This window comes from Pseudomonas sp. Sample_22 (genome assembly GCF_004307635.1).
Taxonomy (GTDB): Bacteria; Pseudomonadota; Gammaproteobacteria; order Pseudomonadales; family Pseudomonadaceae; genus Aquipseudomonas.
In genome coordinates this window covers 1-14,380 of record NZ_RCNY01000027.1, presented here as the reverse complement: position 1 = coordinate 14,380, position 14,380 = coordinate 1, and the positions used below count along the sequence as shown (strand labels likewise).

Annotated in this window: 13 protein-coding genes; 4 read left to right on the top strand and 9 right to left on the bottom strand. The window is 53.0% G+C overall.

Annotation, left to right across the window (positions count from 1 at the left end):
- From D8U73_RS29330 to D8U73_RS06885, 5 genes are all read right to left on the bottom strand, one after another.
- A partial coding sequence (locus D8U73_RS29330; RefSeq protein WP_206663017.1) for a hypothetical protein occupies nt 1-191 on the bottom strand: 191 nt, incomplete at its 3' end.
- Between the two features lie 67 nt (nt 192-258).
- Nucleotides 259-696, bottom strand: coding sequence for a hypothetical protein (locus tag D8U73_RS06900; protein WP_130904041.1), 438 nt, complete (start codon nt 694-696; stop codon nt 259-261).
- A gap of 11 nt (nt 697-707) precedes the next feature.
- On the bottom strand, nt 708-932 hold the full coding sequence (locus D8U73_RS06895) for a hypothetical protein (RefSeq protein WP_130904040.1): 225 nt from the start codon (nt 930-932) through the stop codon (nt 708-710).
- An 84-nt stretch (nt 933-1,016) separates the two neighbouring features.
- Nucleotides 1,017-2,696: a DNA cytosine methyltransferase gene (locus D8U73_RS06890; protein WP_130904039.1), complete on the bottom strand. Its 1,680-nt coding sequence runs from the start codon at nt 2,694-2,696 to the stop codon at nt 1,017-1,019.
- Nucleotides 2,697-2,749: 53 nt separating this feature from the next.
- A complete protein-coding gene (locus D8U73_RS06885) occupies nt 2,750-2,989 on the bottom strand; it encodes a hypothetical protein (protein WP_130904038.1) in 240 nt (79 codons plus the stop codon).
- A gap of 1,493 nt (nt 2,990-4,482) precedes the next feature.
- Here D8U73_RS06885 and D8U73_RS06875 point away from each other — a divergent pair.
- From D8U73_RS06875 to D8U73_RS06860, 4 genes are read left to right on the top strand one after another with little or no spacing between them, the layout of a single operon-like run.
- Nucleotides 4,483-6,024 carry a type I restriction-modification system subunit M gene (locus D8U73_RS06875; protein WP_130904037.1) on the top strand — a complete coding sequence of 514 codons (1,542 nt, stop codon included), beginning with the start codon at nt 4,483-4,485 and terminating at the stop codon, nt 6,022-6,024.
- Nucleotides 6,021-7,250, top strand: coding sequence for a restriction endonuclease subunit S (locus D8U73_RS06870; RefSeq protein ID WP_130904036.1), 1,230 nt, complete (start codon nt 6,021-6,023; stop codon nt 7,248-7,250). The genes D8U73_RS06875 and D8U73_RS06870 overlap by 4 nt, the downstream gene beginning before the upstream one ends.
- A gap of 1 nt (nt 7,251) precedes the next feature.
- Nucleotides 7,252-8,418 carry an AAA family ATPase gene (locus D8U73_RS06865; protein ID WP_130904035.1) on the top strand — a complete coding sequence of 389 codons (1,167 nt, stop codon included), beginning with the start codon at nt 7,252-7,254 and terminating at the stop codon, nt 8,416-8,418.
- 1 nt (nt 8,419) lies between these two features.
- Nucleotides 8,420-11,524, top strand: a complete 3,105-nt coding sequence (locus D8U73_RS06860) for a type I restriction endonuclease subunit R (RefSeq protein WP_130904034.1) — start codon at nt 8,420-8,422, stop codon at nt 11,522-11,524.
- Between the two features lie 366 nt (nt 11,525-11,890).
- Here D8U73_RS06860 and D8U73_RS06855 read toward each other — a convergent pair whose 3' ends face one another.
- The 4 genes from D8U73_RS06855 to D8U73_RS29140 form a co-directional block, all read right to left on the bottom strand.
- A complete protein-coding gene (locus D8U73_RS06855; RefSeq protein ID WP_130904033.1) occupies nt 11,891-12,442 on the bottom strand; it encodes a helix-turn-helix domain-containing protein in 552 nt (183 codons plus the stop codon).
- Nucleotides 12,443-12,930: 488 nt separating this feature from the next.
- The gene (locus D8U73_RS06850; protein ID WP_130904032.1) at nt 12,931-13,563 is read right to left on the bottom strand and encodes a recombinase family protein; all 633 of its coding nucleotides are present in this window, start codon (nt 13,561-13,563) and stop codon (nt 12,931-12,933) included.
- A 135-nt stretch (nt 13,564-13,698) separates the two neighbouring features.
- A complete protein-coding gene (locus D8U73_RS06845) occupies nt 13,699-13,983 on the bottom strand; it encodes a hypothetical protein (RefSeq protein WP_241668499.1) in 285 nt (94 codons plus the stop codon).
- A gap of 169 nt (nt 13,984-14,152) precedes the next feature.
- On the bottom strand, nt 14,153-14,320 hold the full coding sequence (locus D8U73_RS29140; protein ID WP_177435516.1) for a hypothetical protein: 168 nt from the start codon (nt 14,318-14,320) through the stop codon (nt 14,153-14,155).
- Nucleotides 14,321-14,380 lie beyond the last annotated feature (60 nt).

The window sequence follows — 14,380 nt, the reverse complement described above, 5'->3', positions numbered from 1 at the left end:
ACGGCGACGGATAGGCCTTTGGGGCGTCCGCTACCGAACGATGATGATGAGCCACCTGGTGAACGCGGATGGGCGGGCAAACCGTCCTGCAGGACTGTGCGCAGGCCGAAGGCCGGAGGCAAGCAGAGCGCGCAGCCCGGTACGGGCGAAGGCGTGAGGATGGAAGCCCGAAGGGCCAAGACCTGGCTCATTTGGATAACCACTATATCTAGTGGCTGGATCAGCTGCCAGCAACACAACCTAGTGCTATCCCTTCCCTCAATTATCCCGCATGTCACCACGTTTTATTCTGACCAGCTCACTCAATAACAGCTCTCGTTGCGCTGCAGTGATGTTGCCGAAATTCTGCATCTTCCTGACACACCCGAGCGCTAACCCATACCCTTTCAACGGATACGATGGGTCATGCTCTCGCCGCTTCAGCGATTCCTCTAGCACGGCCATTGCTTTTGCTAACTCGATGTGTTTGCTCCGAAGTCCTGACAACGTGACTCGATTTGCGAGCAGTTCGGGAAAGTCGTTCGCCAGGGCCGGACGGTCTGAATCCATCATGCACCTGATCGCCATTTTCAAGTCTTGTTTGGTGACACCAGATGCGACCGACATAGCACCTTGGATCTCGGCAACCGAGGCGGTTTCCGTCCAGAAAAGGAGGCTTAGGTAGTCGTTCAGTTCACGCTCAGTCTGTTCGTCCATGCTGCAGATCCTCAAATATCCATTTCGTGTGGAGTGTCCACGTCAACCAGCGAGCGGCACTGTTCGGCCTTGCGCAACAGCCCGGAACCGTTGCCGTGCGGCCATATTGACGCTGCAGCTTCGTAAAGTTCCGCAGCTGAATAATACTTCCGCCGATGTTCTGCCAGTCGAGCAGCCGTTTGCAGGGCAACGCTGGAACGTTGGGCTTTGCTTGGGGTGAGGTCACGGAATTGCATCGGTGTATCTCCTTCGCAGTGTACCGGAGCGGTTGCCGCCGCTTGGCCCGGTTGGGTGCGCCCTGGTCTACAGGGCGCTGTTTGTCATTGCTGTTGAGTTGCGACCGTCAGGCCGACCGCGATTGGTCGAACCCACACCGGCATATGGCTGAGCAGGAAAGTTTCGCCTTGCTTGGCCAGCAACAGCGTACGGGCCATAACACCGGCGATGGCTTCCGCCGCGTCGGGCGGCACGGCGTTGCCGATTCGTTCGCGCCATGCCTGATCGCTCAAGCCGTCCAGCTCTAACTGTTCCTCTGGCTCGACCAAGCTTTGCAGCGCCGCCATTTCAAAGGTGGTGAACGGGCGATGCCATGTGCCATCCAGGCTCTCGATCACACACGAAAGCCGATCATTAGCAGCGGGCATTCGCGGGTCGGCTACGCTCCAGCGGCCATTGTCCTGGCGAGCGCTGGCCGATACTGCACCGGCTTGGCCATCCCAGCCAATAACGCCGTAATGGCCCCCGGTTAGGTACGCATCGCCCTTGCCACGGCGCAGGCCGGGGCGAGGATCCTGCACAGCAAAAGCCCCTTGGCCGGTTGTGCTACCGGCAATCACCGTGCGGGCGGCACTGTCCCAGCGCGTTACGTTGTATTTGCCGTGGCCCCTAGCTGAGCCACGCGGATCCGCAACGCTGAAAGTGCCCTGCCCTGGTGACTTGACGCCGATGATTGCGCCGCTGCTGTCGTCCCAACGTCTGACGCCATACTGTTGGTATTGCAAAGCGCCTGCCTTGCTACGTGGATCCGCGACCGAAAATGCCCCATTAGTTGGGCCGGATTGCCCGGCGACGGTGCCTGCAGAATCGTCCCAGCCGTGGGCACCCAAGTACCCGGAGAACGCTTCGGGTACGATCACAAAGTCTCGTAGATAGCCGTCCTCGATGGTCAGCCGGTCAAGGCTGCGCCAGTCCTTGCCAGCTTCGACCAAGGCCAAGCGAACCCACGTCTTCCACTGCAGCGCTGGAATGCGGTGCATTGGGCCTGCTAGCTCAATGTCGCCCGGCATGGGCATACGTCCGAGTACTGCGCCGACCGGCTGCAGCGACTTCTTGTCCGGCTCGTACAGGAACGGCGGCACTTTCTCGACGTGGCGTGCAACCAGTAGGAAACGCTTGCGGCTCTGCGCCAGGCCGCCCAGCTCGCCACAATCATGCGTTGTCTCTGCCACGGCATAGCCATAGAAGCCGAGGATCTGCGCGATCTGATCAAGCAGGTGACGGCCACGGGTGGCCAGCCTTGGCACGTTCTCGAAAACAATGAGGCCGGGCGGGTTGTGTCGCCATGCTTCGCACATGAGCCACACACAGCGTAGGGTCAGTTCGTTTAATGCTTGATACTTCGGCGTCTGGCTCAACGCCTCGGAAAGAAGCCCGCTCGCGCCCTTGCATGGGCTGCTGATGAAAACGGTGTCGGGATCCTGAAAGCCTGCAGCGCGGCGAATGTCTTCCGGCGTGGCTTCCGTCCAACCCAGTGGCGGCTCTTTACCGTGGAAACGGATGTACTGATCGCGGGTGAAAAGATCCATCTGCGTGCCAGGCACACCGGCCAGGCGCTGGAAGTCACGCAAGGCTCCGGCATCAACATCGACACCGCCAATGCAGCGCCACTCTGCCTGCAGGTGGCCGACGATTTCTTTGTTGCGGTTGAAGCCTTTGGCCCCGCCACCCAACCCACAGCAGAAATGGAAATGCTTGAGCACATACTTTTTCGGCATGTTCATCATGGTGTTCCTTCACAAAAGGCCCGGACGTTTTGGCGTCCGGGCCTTGCGGGTCAGACTTGGGAGGCGGTTGCCTTGGCCATGTCGAGGAAGATCTCGGCGTGTAGTTCGAGCGGGAATTCCGCGACGACCTCACGCTGACCGCCATCGCGTTGCTCGCCGACCATGTAAAGGGTCACGGTGGCGGGATCTTGCCCTGGTCGTGCCTGATGGGTAGGCATGACGGTGAAGGTGCTGTAGCGGCGCAGTTCTGCCGCTTCGCTGAAGTAGAGGATATGGGGCTCAAAAGCCATGAGTGAATCTCCTTCGCAGATTTCCCGGAGCGGTTGCCGCCGCTGAATCCGGGCAATCGAAGCGGTATTGCTTCGACGGGATTAGTATCTCAAATCCCGCTTACAGTGTCAACTATTTGTAAAATTATACTTTACTAAATATTCCTGTTCTCGCGTGCGAGAAATTGCCTTTTCGACTTGACGCAGCCGCTCTCCTGGGCTGCTCCGAGGCTGAGTGTTGCGAGCGGTAAACAAACGCTTTTCAGCGCGTTCGCGCAGCGGACGCAGCAAGACCCTTCGCCCTGGAGCGCGCTGCCGGTGGTGGTCTGCTCGTCAGCGTCGGTCGGTCGCGGTAAGCCCGGACTATCCAGAGCTGGGCCGCGTGCAATGGGTCGTGGAATACCGGAGGGAGCTTGCGACCGAGGATATGCCGCGAAAGCCCGTTGCAGGCAAGGCACGGCGACGGATAGGCCTTTGGGGCGTCCGCTACCGAACGATGATGATGAGCCACTTGGTGACGCGGAGGGATAGCTTAGCTTTGACCTATGGATTCAAGGCAGGCATTTTAATGTTCATCGATGTCTTTGCGTTGCGCCGCCTCTGTAGCCACGCGGCGAGCGCGGCCACCCGTTTGCATTCAACCTGACCAGTTATTTGCATTCGTTCTGACTACCGATTTCATCGGATTTAAACCAGAACGCTTTGTAACCAAGTTCGGCAGAGAACGGCCAGAAGCGGTCAGTTATGGCGGGCAGGCGAAGCTAGGTTGAATCAATATCGTGACCTGTCCTCGCTTATCCTCCACGCTATTGGGGGTAACAGCCTTCAAGAATAGTGATAGAGGCGTAAATCGCCCTGATCCTTCCTATTGTGGGAAGGCCGTTTCGATCAAATTCGATCAAGGAATCATGAGCATTTGAAGATAGCTGCTGATGCGGCTATCTGGCAGACTCACAACGATTTAAAGCGATTGAGATGTCTTTGAGCGTCAATGCCATGAATGCCGAACCTTGGGTTACCGCAATCGATGTTGCCCGGCATCTGGGGCGTAATGAAGGACACGGTTTACCGCTGGCGGGAGCACAAGGGTCTACCCGCGCACAAGATCGAGCGACTGTGGAAATTTCAGCTCCGAGATTAATGAATCGTTGCGCGCGGGTGGTGCCGATGACGACACGGAGAACGGGAACGACAAAATTGAATCCAGCGAGGAAGTATCTGGGCCAGGAAGGACCCTCTCGACAAGAAACTCTTACGGCCAGTAACCAGCAAAACCACGGGGCTGGGACGAAATCGCCGAAGATTGCATTGCTTTGTCAGTGCAATTGGTGACCTGTCTATTAACGGGCACGAAGGAGTTTAAGACGCCCCGCCACTGATGACTACACCCAGGCACACCTGCCCGACACACCGCAGCGCCAGCTAACCGAGCCCACCAACGCCCCCAACACCACCCAGTCACTCTCACACACGATGGAGTGGCCAGTAAACCGAATGGAAATAGGCACAACAGTATGACAAGTACCCAACAACGCGCCGCACTGCAACGCCAGATCTGGCAAATTGCTAATGATGTTCGTGGCGCAGTCGATGGCTGGGATTTCAAGCAGTATGTGCTCGGCACCCTTTTCTACCGCTTCATCAGCGAAAACTTCGCCAGCTACATCGAAGGCGGTGATGACAGCATCAACTACGCAGAGCTGCCCGATAGCATCATCACCTTGGACATCAAAGACGATGCTATCAAGACCAAGGGCTACTTCATCTATCCCAGTCAGGTATTCGCCAAGGTGGCTGCCAGTGCCCACAGCAACGAGAGTCTGAATATCGATCTGGCTGCCATCTTTGCCTCCATTGAAAGCTCGGCCAACGGCTACCCTTCCGAGCGCGATATCAGAGGCCTGTTTGCCGACTTCGACACCACCAGCAACCGTCTGGGCAACACTGTCAAAGACAAGAATACGCGCCTCGCCGCCGTGCTCAAAGGCGTAGCCGGGCTGGACTTTGGTAGCTTTGATGCCAGCCACATCGACCTGTTTGGGGATGCCTACGAATTTCTCATCTCCAACTACGCCGCCAACGCCGGCAAGTCCGGTGGTGAGTTTTTCACGCCGCAGCATGTGTCCAAGCTGATTGCCCAGCTCGCAATGCACAAGCAAACAACGGTCAACAAGATTTACGACCCGGCCTGTGGCTCGGGCTCGCTGCTGCTGCAAGCAAAGAAGCACTTCGATGCACACATCATTGAAGACGGCTTTTTCGGTCAGGAACTCAACCACACCACGTATAACCTGGCGCGGATGAACATGTTCCTGCACAACGTCAACTACGACAAATTCAATATCCAGCTGGGCGACACCCTCTGCGAGCCATACTTTGGCGATGACAAACCTTTTGATGCCATCGTCTCCAACCCACCGTACTCGGTGAAGTGGAAGGGGGCGGGCGACCCCACCCTGATCAACGACGACCGCTTTGCCCCGGCCGGCGTGCTCGCGCCCAAATCCAAAGCCGACTTCGCCTTTGTGCTGCACGCACTCAGCTACCTCTCGGCCAAAGGCCGTGCCGCCATCGTTTGCTTCCCCGGCATCTTCTACCGGGGCGGAGCTGAGCAAAAGATCCGCCAATACCTGGTGGACAACAACTACGTGGAAAGCGTGATCTCGCTCGCGCCCAATTTGTTCTATGGCACCACCATCGCCGTGAACATTCTGGTGCTGTCCAAACACAAGACCGACACCACCACCCAGTTCATCGACGCCAGCGGCCTGTTCAAGAAAGAAATCAACAACAACATGCTGCTGGACACGCACATCAAGCAGATCATGCAGGTGTTCGATAGTAAGGCGAACGTGGATCACTTTGTCCAGTCCATCCCTTTTGAGCAGGTGGCTGCCAACGGCTACAACCTGTCTGTCAGCAGCTACATCGATGCCAAGGACAACCGTGAGGCGGTGGATATTGCTCAGCTCAATGCCGACCTGAAAGCCACGGTTGCCAAGATCGATCAACTGCGGGCGGAGATTGATGCCATCGTCGCGGAGATCGAGGCATGAGCAGCGTGAATTTCATGGAAAAACTGTTGGATGGAGTGGCAGTGGAGTGGGTGACTCTTGGATCTGTGGCGGACATTGGTACCGGAAGCTCAAACCGTCAGGATGAAAGCGAAACCGGAATCTACCCATTCTATGTTCGTTCAAAGAACGTCTTAAAGTCAGATACCTTTGAATTTGATGAGGTGGCAATAATCATTCCCGGCGAAGGCGGGATTGGCGACATATTTCACTATGTAGAAGGAAAGTACTCTCTACATCAGAGGGCTTATAGAATTCATGTTAAATCAGATGTGATAAGTACGAAATTCTTGTACTACTTCATGTCGTCCAGTTTTAAGCAATACATTTTGATGAAAAGCGTGGGATCAACTACTTCCTCGATTAGGAAGCCCATGCTTGAAGGATTCCAAGTGCCCATCCCCTGCCCAGAAAACCCCATCAAATCGCTTGAAATCCAAGCCGAGATCGTCCGCATACTGGACGCCTTTATCGAGCTGATCGCCGAGGTAAAAGCCAAGCTAACCGCCGAGCTGATCATTCGTAAAAAACAATACATGCACTACCGCGACGAGTTGATGAGTTTTAAAGAAGGGGAAGTTGAGTGGAAAGCGCTGGGAGAGATTGGCGAATTTATTCGTGGAAAGCGTTTTACCAAAGCTGATTTTGTTGAAGATGGTATCAGCGTTATCCATTACGGCGAGATATACACGCGTTACGGCGCTTTTGCGACACGAGCTTTTTCTCAGGTCAGAAACGATATGGCTGGATCACTGCGCTATGCAGAGCCAGGCGATGTAGTGATAACCGACGTGGGCGAGACCGTTGAGGATGTTGGCAAGGCCGTTGCGTGGCTCGGAGATGAAAAGGTCGCTATTCACGATCATTGCTATGCTTTTCGGCATTCAATGGATCCGAAATTTGTTTCCTATTGCATGAAAACGACAGCTTTCATTGCCGACAAGGCAAAATATATAGCCAGAACCAAAGTTAACACATTGCTGATTAATGGGTTTTCGAAGATTAAAATTCCTGTTCCGTACCCAAGTGATCCAGATAGATCCCTAGCAGAACAGATTCGCATCGTTTCCATTCTTGATAGATTCGACGCGCTCACCAACTCTCTCGCTGAAAGTTTGCCGCGTGAAATTGCTTTGCACCAAAAACAATACGCGCATTACCGTGACTTGCTGTTGAATTTTCCAAAACTAGAAAAGGTAGCGGCATAATATGGGCAAGACGCTGACAGAAATCGCCCAACAGCTAAAAGAAGCCAAAAAAAAGGTGCAGCTGATCTATGCCTTTAATGGCACAGGTAAAACGCGTCTGTCGCGTGATTTCAAGCAGCTAATCGCTCCAAAAGAGGATGGAAGTGAAGACGGCGATGAGACGGATCAACCCGGGTTGTCGCGCAACAAAATTCTGTATTACAACGCCTTTACTGAAGACTTGTTCTATTGGGACAACGACTTGGCCGACGATGTTGATCCCAAGCTGAAAATTCAGCCCAACACCTTTACGGATTGGGTGTTGATGGACCAGGGCCAAGATCAGAATATCATCACGACCTTTCAGCGTTACACCAACGACAAGCTCACGCCAAGGTTCAATGCAGAACGAAAAGAACAAGACAAGGACGGTAAAGAGATCACCATCAGAGCCTTCTCGGAGGTCACTTTCTCGATGGAGCGCGGTGATGCGACGCATTCGGGAAATCTGAAAATCTCCAAGGGCGAAGAAAGCAACTTCATCTGGAGTATTTTCTACACACTGCTTGAGCAGGTGGTTGGCGTACTCAATGTTGCGGAGCCGGTTGATCGAGAAACCGACCAATTCAATCAACTGGAATATGTGTTTATTGATGATCCGGTCAGTTCGCTGGATGAGAACCACCTGATTCAGCTAGCGGTAAACCTAGGGCAATTGATCAATTCGAGTGCATCGGATGTCAAATTTATTGTATCCACACATAACGCGCTGTTTTATAACGTGCTTTACAACGAAGTTGGTGCAAAGAGCGGGTATATTCTGAGTCGCTTGGACGATGGCACATTTGTGCATGAAGAAAAGCAAGGCGATTCAAACAAAAGCTTTTCTTATCACCTGCACATTAGAAGCCTGATCGAGCAGGCTATCGCTACCGATAGCGTGCAGCGGTACCATTTTGCGCTGCTGCGCAATTTGTATGAAAAAACTGCAAACTTTCTTGGATATCGGAGATGGTCTGACCTGTTGCCGGACGACAAGAAAGCGTACTCCAGCCGTATTATGAATTTTTATCCTCACAATACTTTGTCCAACGAAGAGATCGCAGAACCGACACCGCCCGAGAGAGAGATGGTTGGTCTACTGCTTAGGAACCTGAATACCTATGGCTACTGGCAGCAGGAACAATAAAATGGTTGATTACGCGAAGCCCATTGCTGAGTCCAATAATTTCATTGTTCTGGATAAATACAGCAAGGAATGGCAGGTTGCAGAGAGCTACCAAAGCGAAGGTGATCTGGAGCGCGAGTTTATTCAGGATCTGGTCAATCAGGGCTATGAATACCTGAGCGGCCTGAACACGCCGGAGGCCTTGTTAGCCAATGTGCGCGTGCAACTGCAAACTCTCAACAACGTGGAATTTTCTGATAGCGAGTGGTTGCGCTTTGTCGAGACCTGGCTCGACAAGCCCAGCGATGGCATTGTCGAAAAAACCCGGAAGATTCATGACGATTACATTCATGACTTTGTATTTGACGACGGCCGCATTCAAAACATCTACCTGCTGGACAAAAAAAACATTACTCGCAACAAGGTGCAGGTGATCAAGCAGTTTGAGCAAAAGGGGAGCCACGCCAACCGCTACGATGTAACTATTCTAGTGAACGGCTTGCCGCTGGTGCAGGTGGAGCTGAAAAAGCGCGGTGTTGCGATTCGCGAAGCCTTCAACCAGGTACACCGCTACAGCAAGGAGAGCTTCAACAGCGAGCACTCTTTGTATAAATATATGCAGCTTTTCGTGGTCTCTAACGGCACCGATAGCCGTTACTTTGCGAACACTACCCAACGCAACAAGAACAGCTTCGACTTCACCATGAATTGGGCGAAGGCGGATAACAGCCTGATTAAAGATCTGAAAGACTTTACCGCCACTTTCTTTCAGAAACGCACCTTGCTCAATGTGCTGCTGCATTACTCAGTATTTGATGTTAGCAACACGCTGCTTGTGATGCGCCCTTACCAGATTGCCGCCACGGAGCGCATTCTGTGGAAGATTAACAGCACGTATCAGGCAAAGAACTGGAGCAGTACCGAAAGCGGCGGCTTCATTTGGCATACCACCGGCTCAGGCAAGACCCTGACCAGTTTCAAAGTTGCGCGACTCGCTACTGAGCTGGACTTCATTGACAAGGTGTTCTTCGTGGTGGACCGCAAAGATCTGGATTACCAGACCATGAAGGAATACCAGCGCTTTTCACCGGAAAGCGTGAATGGTTCTGACAGCACGGCTGGCCTGAAGCGTAACCTGGATAAGGACGACAATAAGATCATCGTCACCACCATTCAGAAGCTGAACAACCTGATGAAGAGTGAGGCCGACCTACCTATCTACGGCAAGCAGGTGGTCTTCATTTTTGATGAGTGCCACCGCAGCCAGTTTGGTGAAGCGCAGAAGAATCTAAAGAAGAGGTTCAAGAAGTTCTGTCAGTTTGGCTTTACCGGCACACCAATATTTACAGGCTATAACGCTTTAGGCGCGGAAGATACTGCAAGCGTATTTGGCCGTGAATTACATTCGTATGTAATCACCGATGCGATTCGTGATGAAAAGGTGCTCAAATTCAAAGTCGACTACAATGATGTGCGGCCGCAGTTCAAGGCCATTGAAACTGAGCAGGATGAGAGAAAGCTCAGTGCGGCGGAAAACAAGCAGGCCTTGTTGCACCCCGACCGTATCCGCGAGATAACCCAGTACATCCGGAACAACTTTAGGCAGAAAACCCATCGCCTGCAAGCGGGCAATAAAGGTTTTAACGCCATGTTCGCGGTAAGCAGCGTGGACGCTGCCAAACTGTACTACGAGTCTTTCAGGGATCTACAGAAAGGCAGCGACAGGCCATTGAGGGTAGCCACCATCTTCTCATTTGCGGCCAACGAGGAGCAGGACGCGGTCGGCGATATTCAGGACGAAAGCTTCGATGTTTCTGCCATGAATAGCAGCGCCAAAGAATTTTTGAGCGCTGCCATTGCAGACTACAATGCGCTGTTCAAAACCAGCTTCAGCGTGGACAGCAATGGCTTCCAGAACTACTACCGCGATCTGGCCAAACAAGTCAAAGCCAAGGAGATCGACTTGCTCATTGTGGTGGGCATGTTCCTGACCGGCTTTGATGCCCCCACGCTGAACACCTTGTTTGTCGACAAAAACCTGCGTTACCACGGCTTGATGCAAGCCTACTCGCGCACCAACCGCATTTTCGACGCTACCAAAACCTTCGGCAACATCGTCACCTTCCGTGACCTGGAGCAGGCGACCATAGACGCCATCACCTTGTTTGGTGATAAAAACACCAAGAACGTAGTGCTGGAGAAGAGCTATACGGAGTATATGGAAGGCTTTACCGATGTAGTGACTGGTGAGGCGCGGCGTGGCTTTGTGGACGTAGTTCGAGAGTTAGAGCAACGCTTCCCTGATCCCTCTGCCATTGAAAAAGAGTCTGATAAAAAAGCTTTCGCGAAACTGTTTGGCGAGTATTTGCGTGTTGAGAGCGTGCTGCAAAACTACGATGAATTTGCCAGCCTGAAGGCCTTGCAAGATATCGATATGAATGACCTGGCGTCGGTTGAAGCATTCAAAGCTCAGCACTACTTAAGCGATGATGACGTGACTGCATTGCAATCGATCAGGATTCCAGCTGAACGGAAAATCCAGGACTACCGCTCAACCTATAACGACGTTCGTGATTGGTTGCGCCGGGAAAAATCTTCCGCCGAAATGGAAAAGTCCACCGTCGATTGGGATGACGTGGTCTTTGAGGTAGACCTGCTCAAGTCACAAGAGATCAACCTGGACTACATCCTAGAACTGATTTTTGAGAACAATAGAAAGGCTAAAAACAAAGCATCACTAGTTGAAGACGTGCGCAGGGTGATTCGTGCCAGCCTGGAAAATCGTGCCAAAGAAGGCTTGCTGGTCGACTTTATTAACCAAACCGACCTAGACCAGATTGGTGACAAGGCCAGTGTGATTGACGCCTTCTTCACCTTTGCCCAAGCGGAGCAACAGAGTGAGGCACAAGAGCTAATCAGCACAGAAAACCTGAATGCAGAAGCGGCTAAGCGCTATATTACTACCTCACTAAAGCGAGAGTTTGCCAGTGACAGCGGCACTGAGCTCAATGCCGTTCTGCCCAAGATGAGCCCGCTGAACCCGCAGTACCTGAAAAAAAAGCAGATTGTCTTCCAGAAAATCGCAGCTTTTGTTGAGAAATTTAAAGGTGTGGGTGGACAGGTCTAATTGGATCCTTCCATTCGCCTGTAAAGACCTCCAAGACGCCCGCGTGGCCAACCGCAAAGCTGCGCTGCTGACACCGGCCCCGAGCCGGTGTTGTTTTTATGCGGCCTCAGATTCGTCCGCTTTTGGCCGATTTCTGCCGGTCATGTCCACGAACCGTGTTGGTCAAATCCGATGCAGATGACTGGTCAGGTCAAATGCAACCAAAGCTACACGACGCGGATAGATCAGCTTTGGAAAGTAAAATGCAATTGAATGGGGTCCTGTGCATTCCACTTCCTAGCCTGTAGAATATCTGGATGGATTTTTGCTCCTTCGCAGAAAACCTAGAGACCCGCCAGCATTGCCGTGCTGCGGGTTTCGTCGTTTTCAGGCCTTCTCATTGTCCGTGATCGACGGCAAATCAGGCAGCATGCCCTCCAGAGTTTCTTGAACTGGCGGGTTCATGCCATCACCGGCAGGCAACTGCATATCACCTGGTGCCATGACCGGCGCTTTCAGCAGCTTGCCGGTACCAAGATCGCTTTGATCTTCCGACGACACCAACACTCGCGCATTGAAACGCGCAAACCTGATGTTTTCTCGGCTATCAGCCCAAGCGATTCGGCTGTTAACCACGTACGCCAGTGCGCCGCCTCGATCACTGCCGAGCCTGATGGTTTGAATCCACGCTTGATCGATCAGCACCGACAAGGCCCGCTTGGTGGTCGCGGTCGAGGTTTCCATAAGCTTGGCCAATGTGGCCTGGCTGGCGATCAGAGCACCGCTCTTGTCCATGTTTGCAACTAGGATGTGTAGCAGCTGAGCAGCACGCGGAGCGTGCGCTATGAGCTGTGCCCAGGCTTCGTGCCCAGCACGCTCTGTCTGCACCCATGTCCCGCGTGGAGCGGGCTGGTGTAGGTTGCGGATTTCCTCAGACATTGACCCTCCTGTCAGATCATCCAAGTTGTGGTCGCTATCTCTCAAACTTGCTCGATAGCGTGCAAGAATGAGCCAAGGGTAGCTCACACTGTGCTCTATGGGTAGATCAAATTTGTTCGCTATCTCACAGGCTTGTCAGATAGCGCTCAGCCATGAGCTACCCCTAGCTCACTGTATGAGCTAGGGGTAGCTCATGGCTGTTTGCTATCGAGCAAGGATGAGCCAGGGGTAGCTCATAGATTGGGTAGCTCATCAGGTGAGCTAGGTTAGGTCACGAACTATGAGCGAGGTTGGTTCACCAACCATGACCGAAGGTTCGCTCATATGTTGAGCTACCTACTGCCCTGGAAGCCCCGTAAATCAAGGGTTCGCAACTCCTGCTTCTTATGATCTCTACCTGTCACCTTCTGCGTTTGTTGTTAATCAGGCAAAGCCGCCTGCGGCAGCGGCCACTCGTAAGCGCCTGACAGACTACGGCTACGCCTTCGCTAGTCAGTCACTTCCGACCGGCTCAACTGGTCACGGATTTTGAGCACAGTGGTTGGCGAGCATTTCGCGTGCCGGGCTGCAGCACGAATGCCAAAGTTCGCAGCGAGCAGTTCCCGTACACGCTTGTGTAAGTCCTGGTCTGTAGGACGGCCCTTGTATACGCCTCCCTGTTTGGCTTTTGCGATTCCCTGTGCTTGCCTCTCTCGACGCTGTTGATAGTCCTTGCGAGCGATAGCCGCCATCATTTCGACCATCATGTTGTTGATCGCTGCCAGCATGCGGCTGGTGAACTCGTCGTTTTGGCTTGTTCTCATTGCTAGGTGGCTGGTTGGCAGATCGAGGGCAACGATTCGCAAACCCTTTGAATCAATAGCGGCCTTGAGTGTCCGCCAGTCAGGATCCTCCATCCGAGATAGTCGGTCGATGCTTTCGACAAGAAGAACATCCCCCTTCCGAGCATCTTTGAGCAGGCGCAGCAATTCAGGCCTGTCAGCTTCTGTACCACTGACGTTCTCGGTGTATGTACTGGCAACAAGGTGTCCGTGTTCAGCGGCGAATTGCTCCAACGCTGCATTGGCCCGGGTTGCATCTTGCTCGATAGTCGAGGCGCGAAGGTATGAACGGATGAACATGGTGTACTTCACCCCGTTGTATCAGTTTGAGTGTTCACTTGTTGGTGTATCAAATTAAGCGTGCCATTAATCGAAGTAAAGCCCTGAGTTGTGTGGTCAGGGCTGTTTCAGCACGGGTATACCCATTTTGGCTATCTAGGAGCGTTGCGGATGGATCGGCTCACGAACGACTTCCAAGCCCCGCATGCGCTCATCGAAGACAATACGCTTGAGCATGTAGAGCGCGACCAACTCGCCGCCGACCTCAGAACTCCAAGCTTGCTGGATTGACTCGTACAGCCGGTCTATTTCGAGCATTGCACGACGGTAGCTTTCGACCTCCAGAATCAAGCGGCGCACATTTTCATCGGGGTACTTTATCCAGAAAGCCCGTAGCTCGGGCTGAGTGACAGACCGAAAAGGAGGAAGGTCGCGGGCCATAGCTACACCTGTACAAATAAACAGTGTATGTAAGCATACCCTAAATAAATACACGCCTTCCTTATCCCGGCAGATCTTTGCGGATGACGCATTGCTTGTCTGGCTTCGCGTTCAATCGCATGCAGTTCTTGAAATTGTCGTTTCAAGGTTGGTCATGTTGCGTTTTCCCTCAATCTTCGATTTCGAGTTGATCCATGTTGCCGTTCCAGCGTTGCCCGTCGGCATCGATCACGCTGACTCGTTCGGTGGCCAGGTCTAGGGCGATGATCTGGCCTGTTCCGAATGAGGTGAGATCGGTCGTTCTACCAATCAAAGGACGTTGCTCACTCTGTTCCATGTGGCTGATCCTTCTTCGTCATGGATTTGTTTTGCCAATACTTCAACCGTTCTTCGTCCG

Coding starts and splice junctions, on each gene's coding strand:
- D8U73_RS06900 (WP_130904041.1), bottom strand. CDS start 696: ATGGACGAACAGACTGAGCGTGAACTGAACGACTACCTAAGCCTCCTT.
- D8U73_RS06895 (WP_130904040.1), bottom strand. CDS start 932: ATGCAATTCCGTGACCTCACCCCAAGCAAAGCCCAACGTTCCAGCGTT.
- D8U73_RS06890 (WP_130904039.1), bottom strand. CDS start 2,696: ATGAACATGCCGAAAAAGTATGTGCTCAAGCATTTCCATTTCTGCTGT.
- D8U73_RS06885 (WP_130904038.1), bottom strand. CDS start 2,989: ATGGCTTTTGAGCCCCATATCCTCTACTTCAGCGAAGCGGCAGAACTG.
- D8U73_RS06875 (WP_130904037.1), top strand. CDS start 4,483: ATGACAAGTACCCAACAACGCGCCGCACTGCAACGCCAGATCTGGCAA.
- D8U73_RS06870 (WP_130904036.1), top strand. CDS start 6,021: ATGAGCAGCGTGAATTTCATGGAAAAACTGTTGGATGGAGTGGCAGTG.
- D8U73_RS06865 (WP_130904035.1), top strand. CDS start 7,252: ATGGGCAAGACGCTGACAGAAATCGCCCAACAGCTAAAAGAAGCCAAA.
- D8U73_RS06860 (WP_130904034.1), top strand. CDS start 8,420: ATGGTTGATTACGCGAAGCCCATTGCTGAGTCCAATAATTTCATTGTT.
- D8U73_RS06855 (WP_130904033.1), bottom strand. CDS start 12,442: ATGTCTGAGGAAATCCGCAACCTACACCAGCCCGCTCCACGCGGGACA.
- D8U73_RS06850 (WP_130904032.1), bottom strand. CDS start 13,563: ATGTTCATCCGTTCATACCTTCGCGCCTCGACTATCGAGCAAGATGCA.
- D8U73_RS06845 (WP_241668499.1), bottom strand. CDS start 13,983: ATGGCCCGCGACCTTCCTCCTTTTCGGTCTGTCACTCAGCCCGAGCTA.
- D8U73_RS29140 (WP_177435516.1), bottom strand. CDS start 14,320: ATGGAACAGAGTGAGCAACGTCCTTTGATTGGTAGAACGACCGATCTC.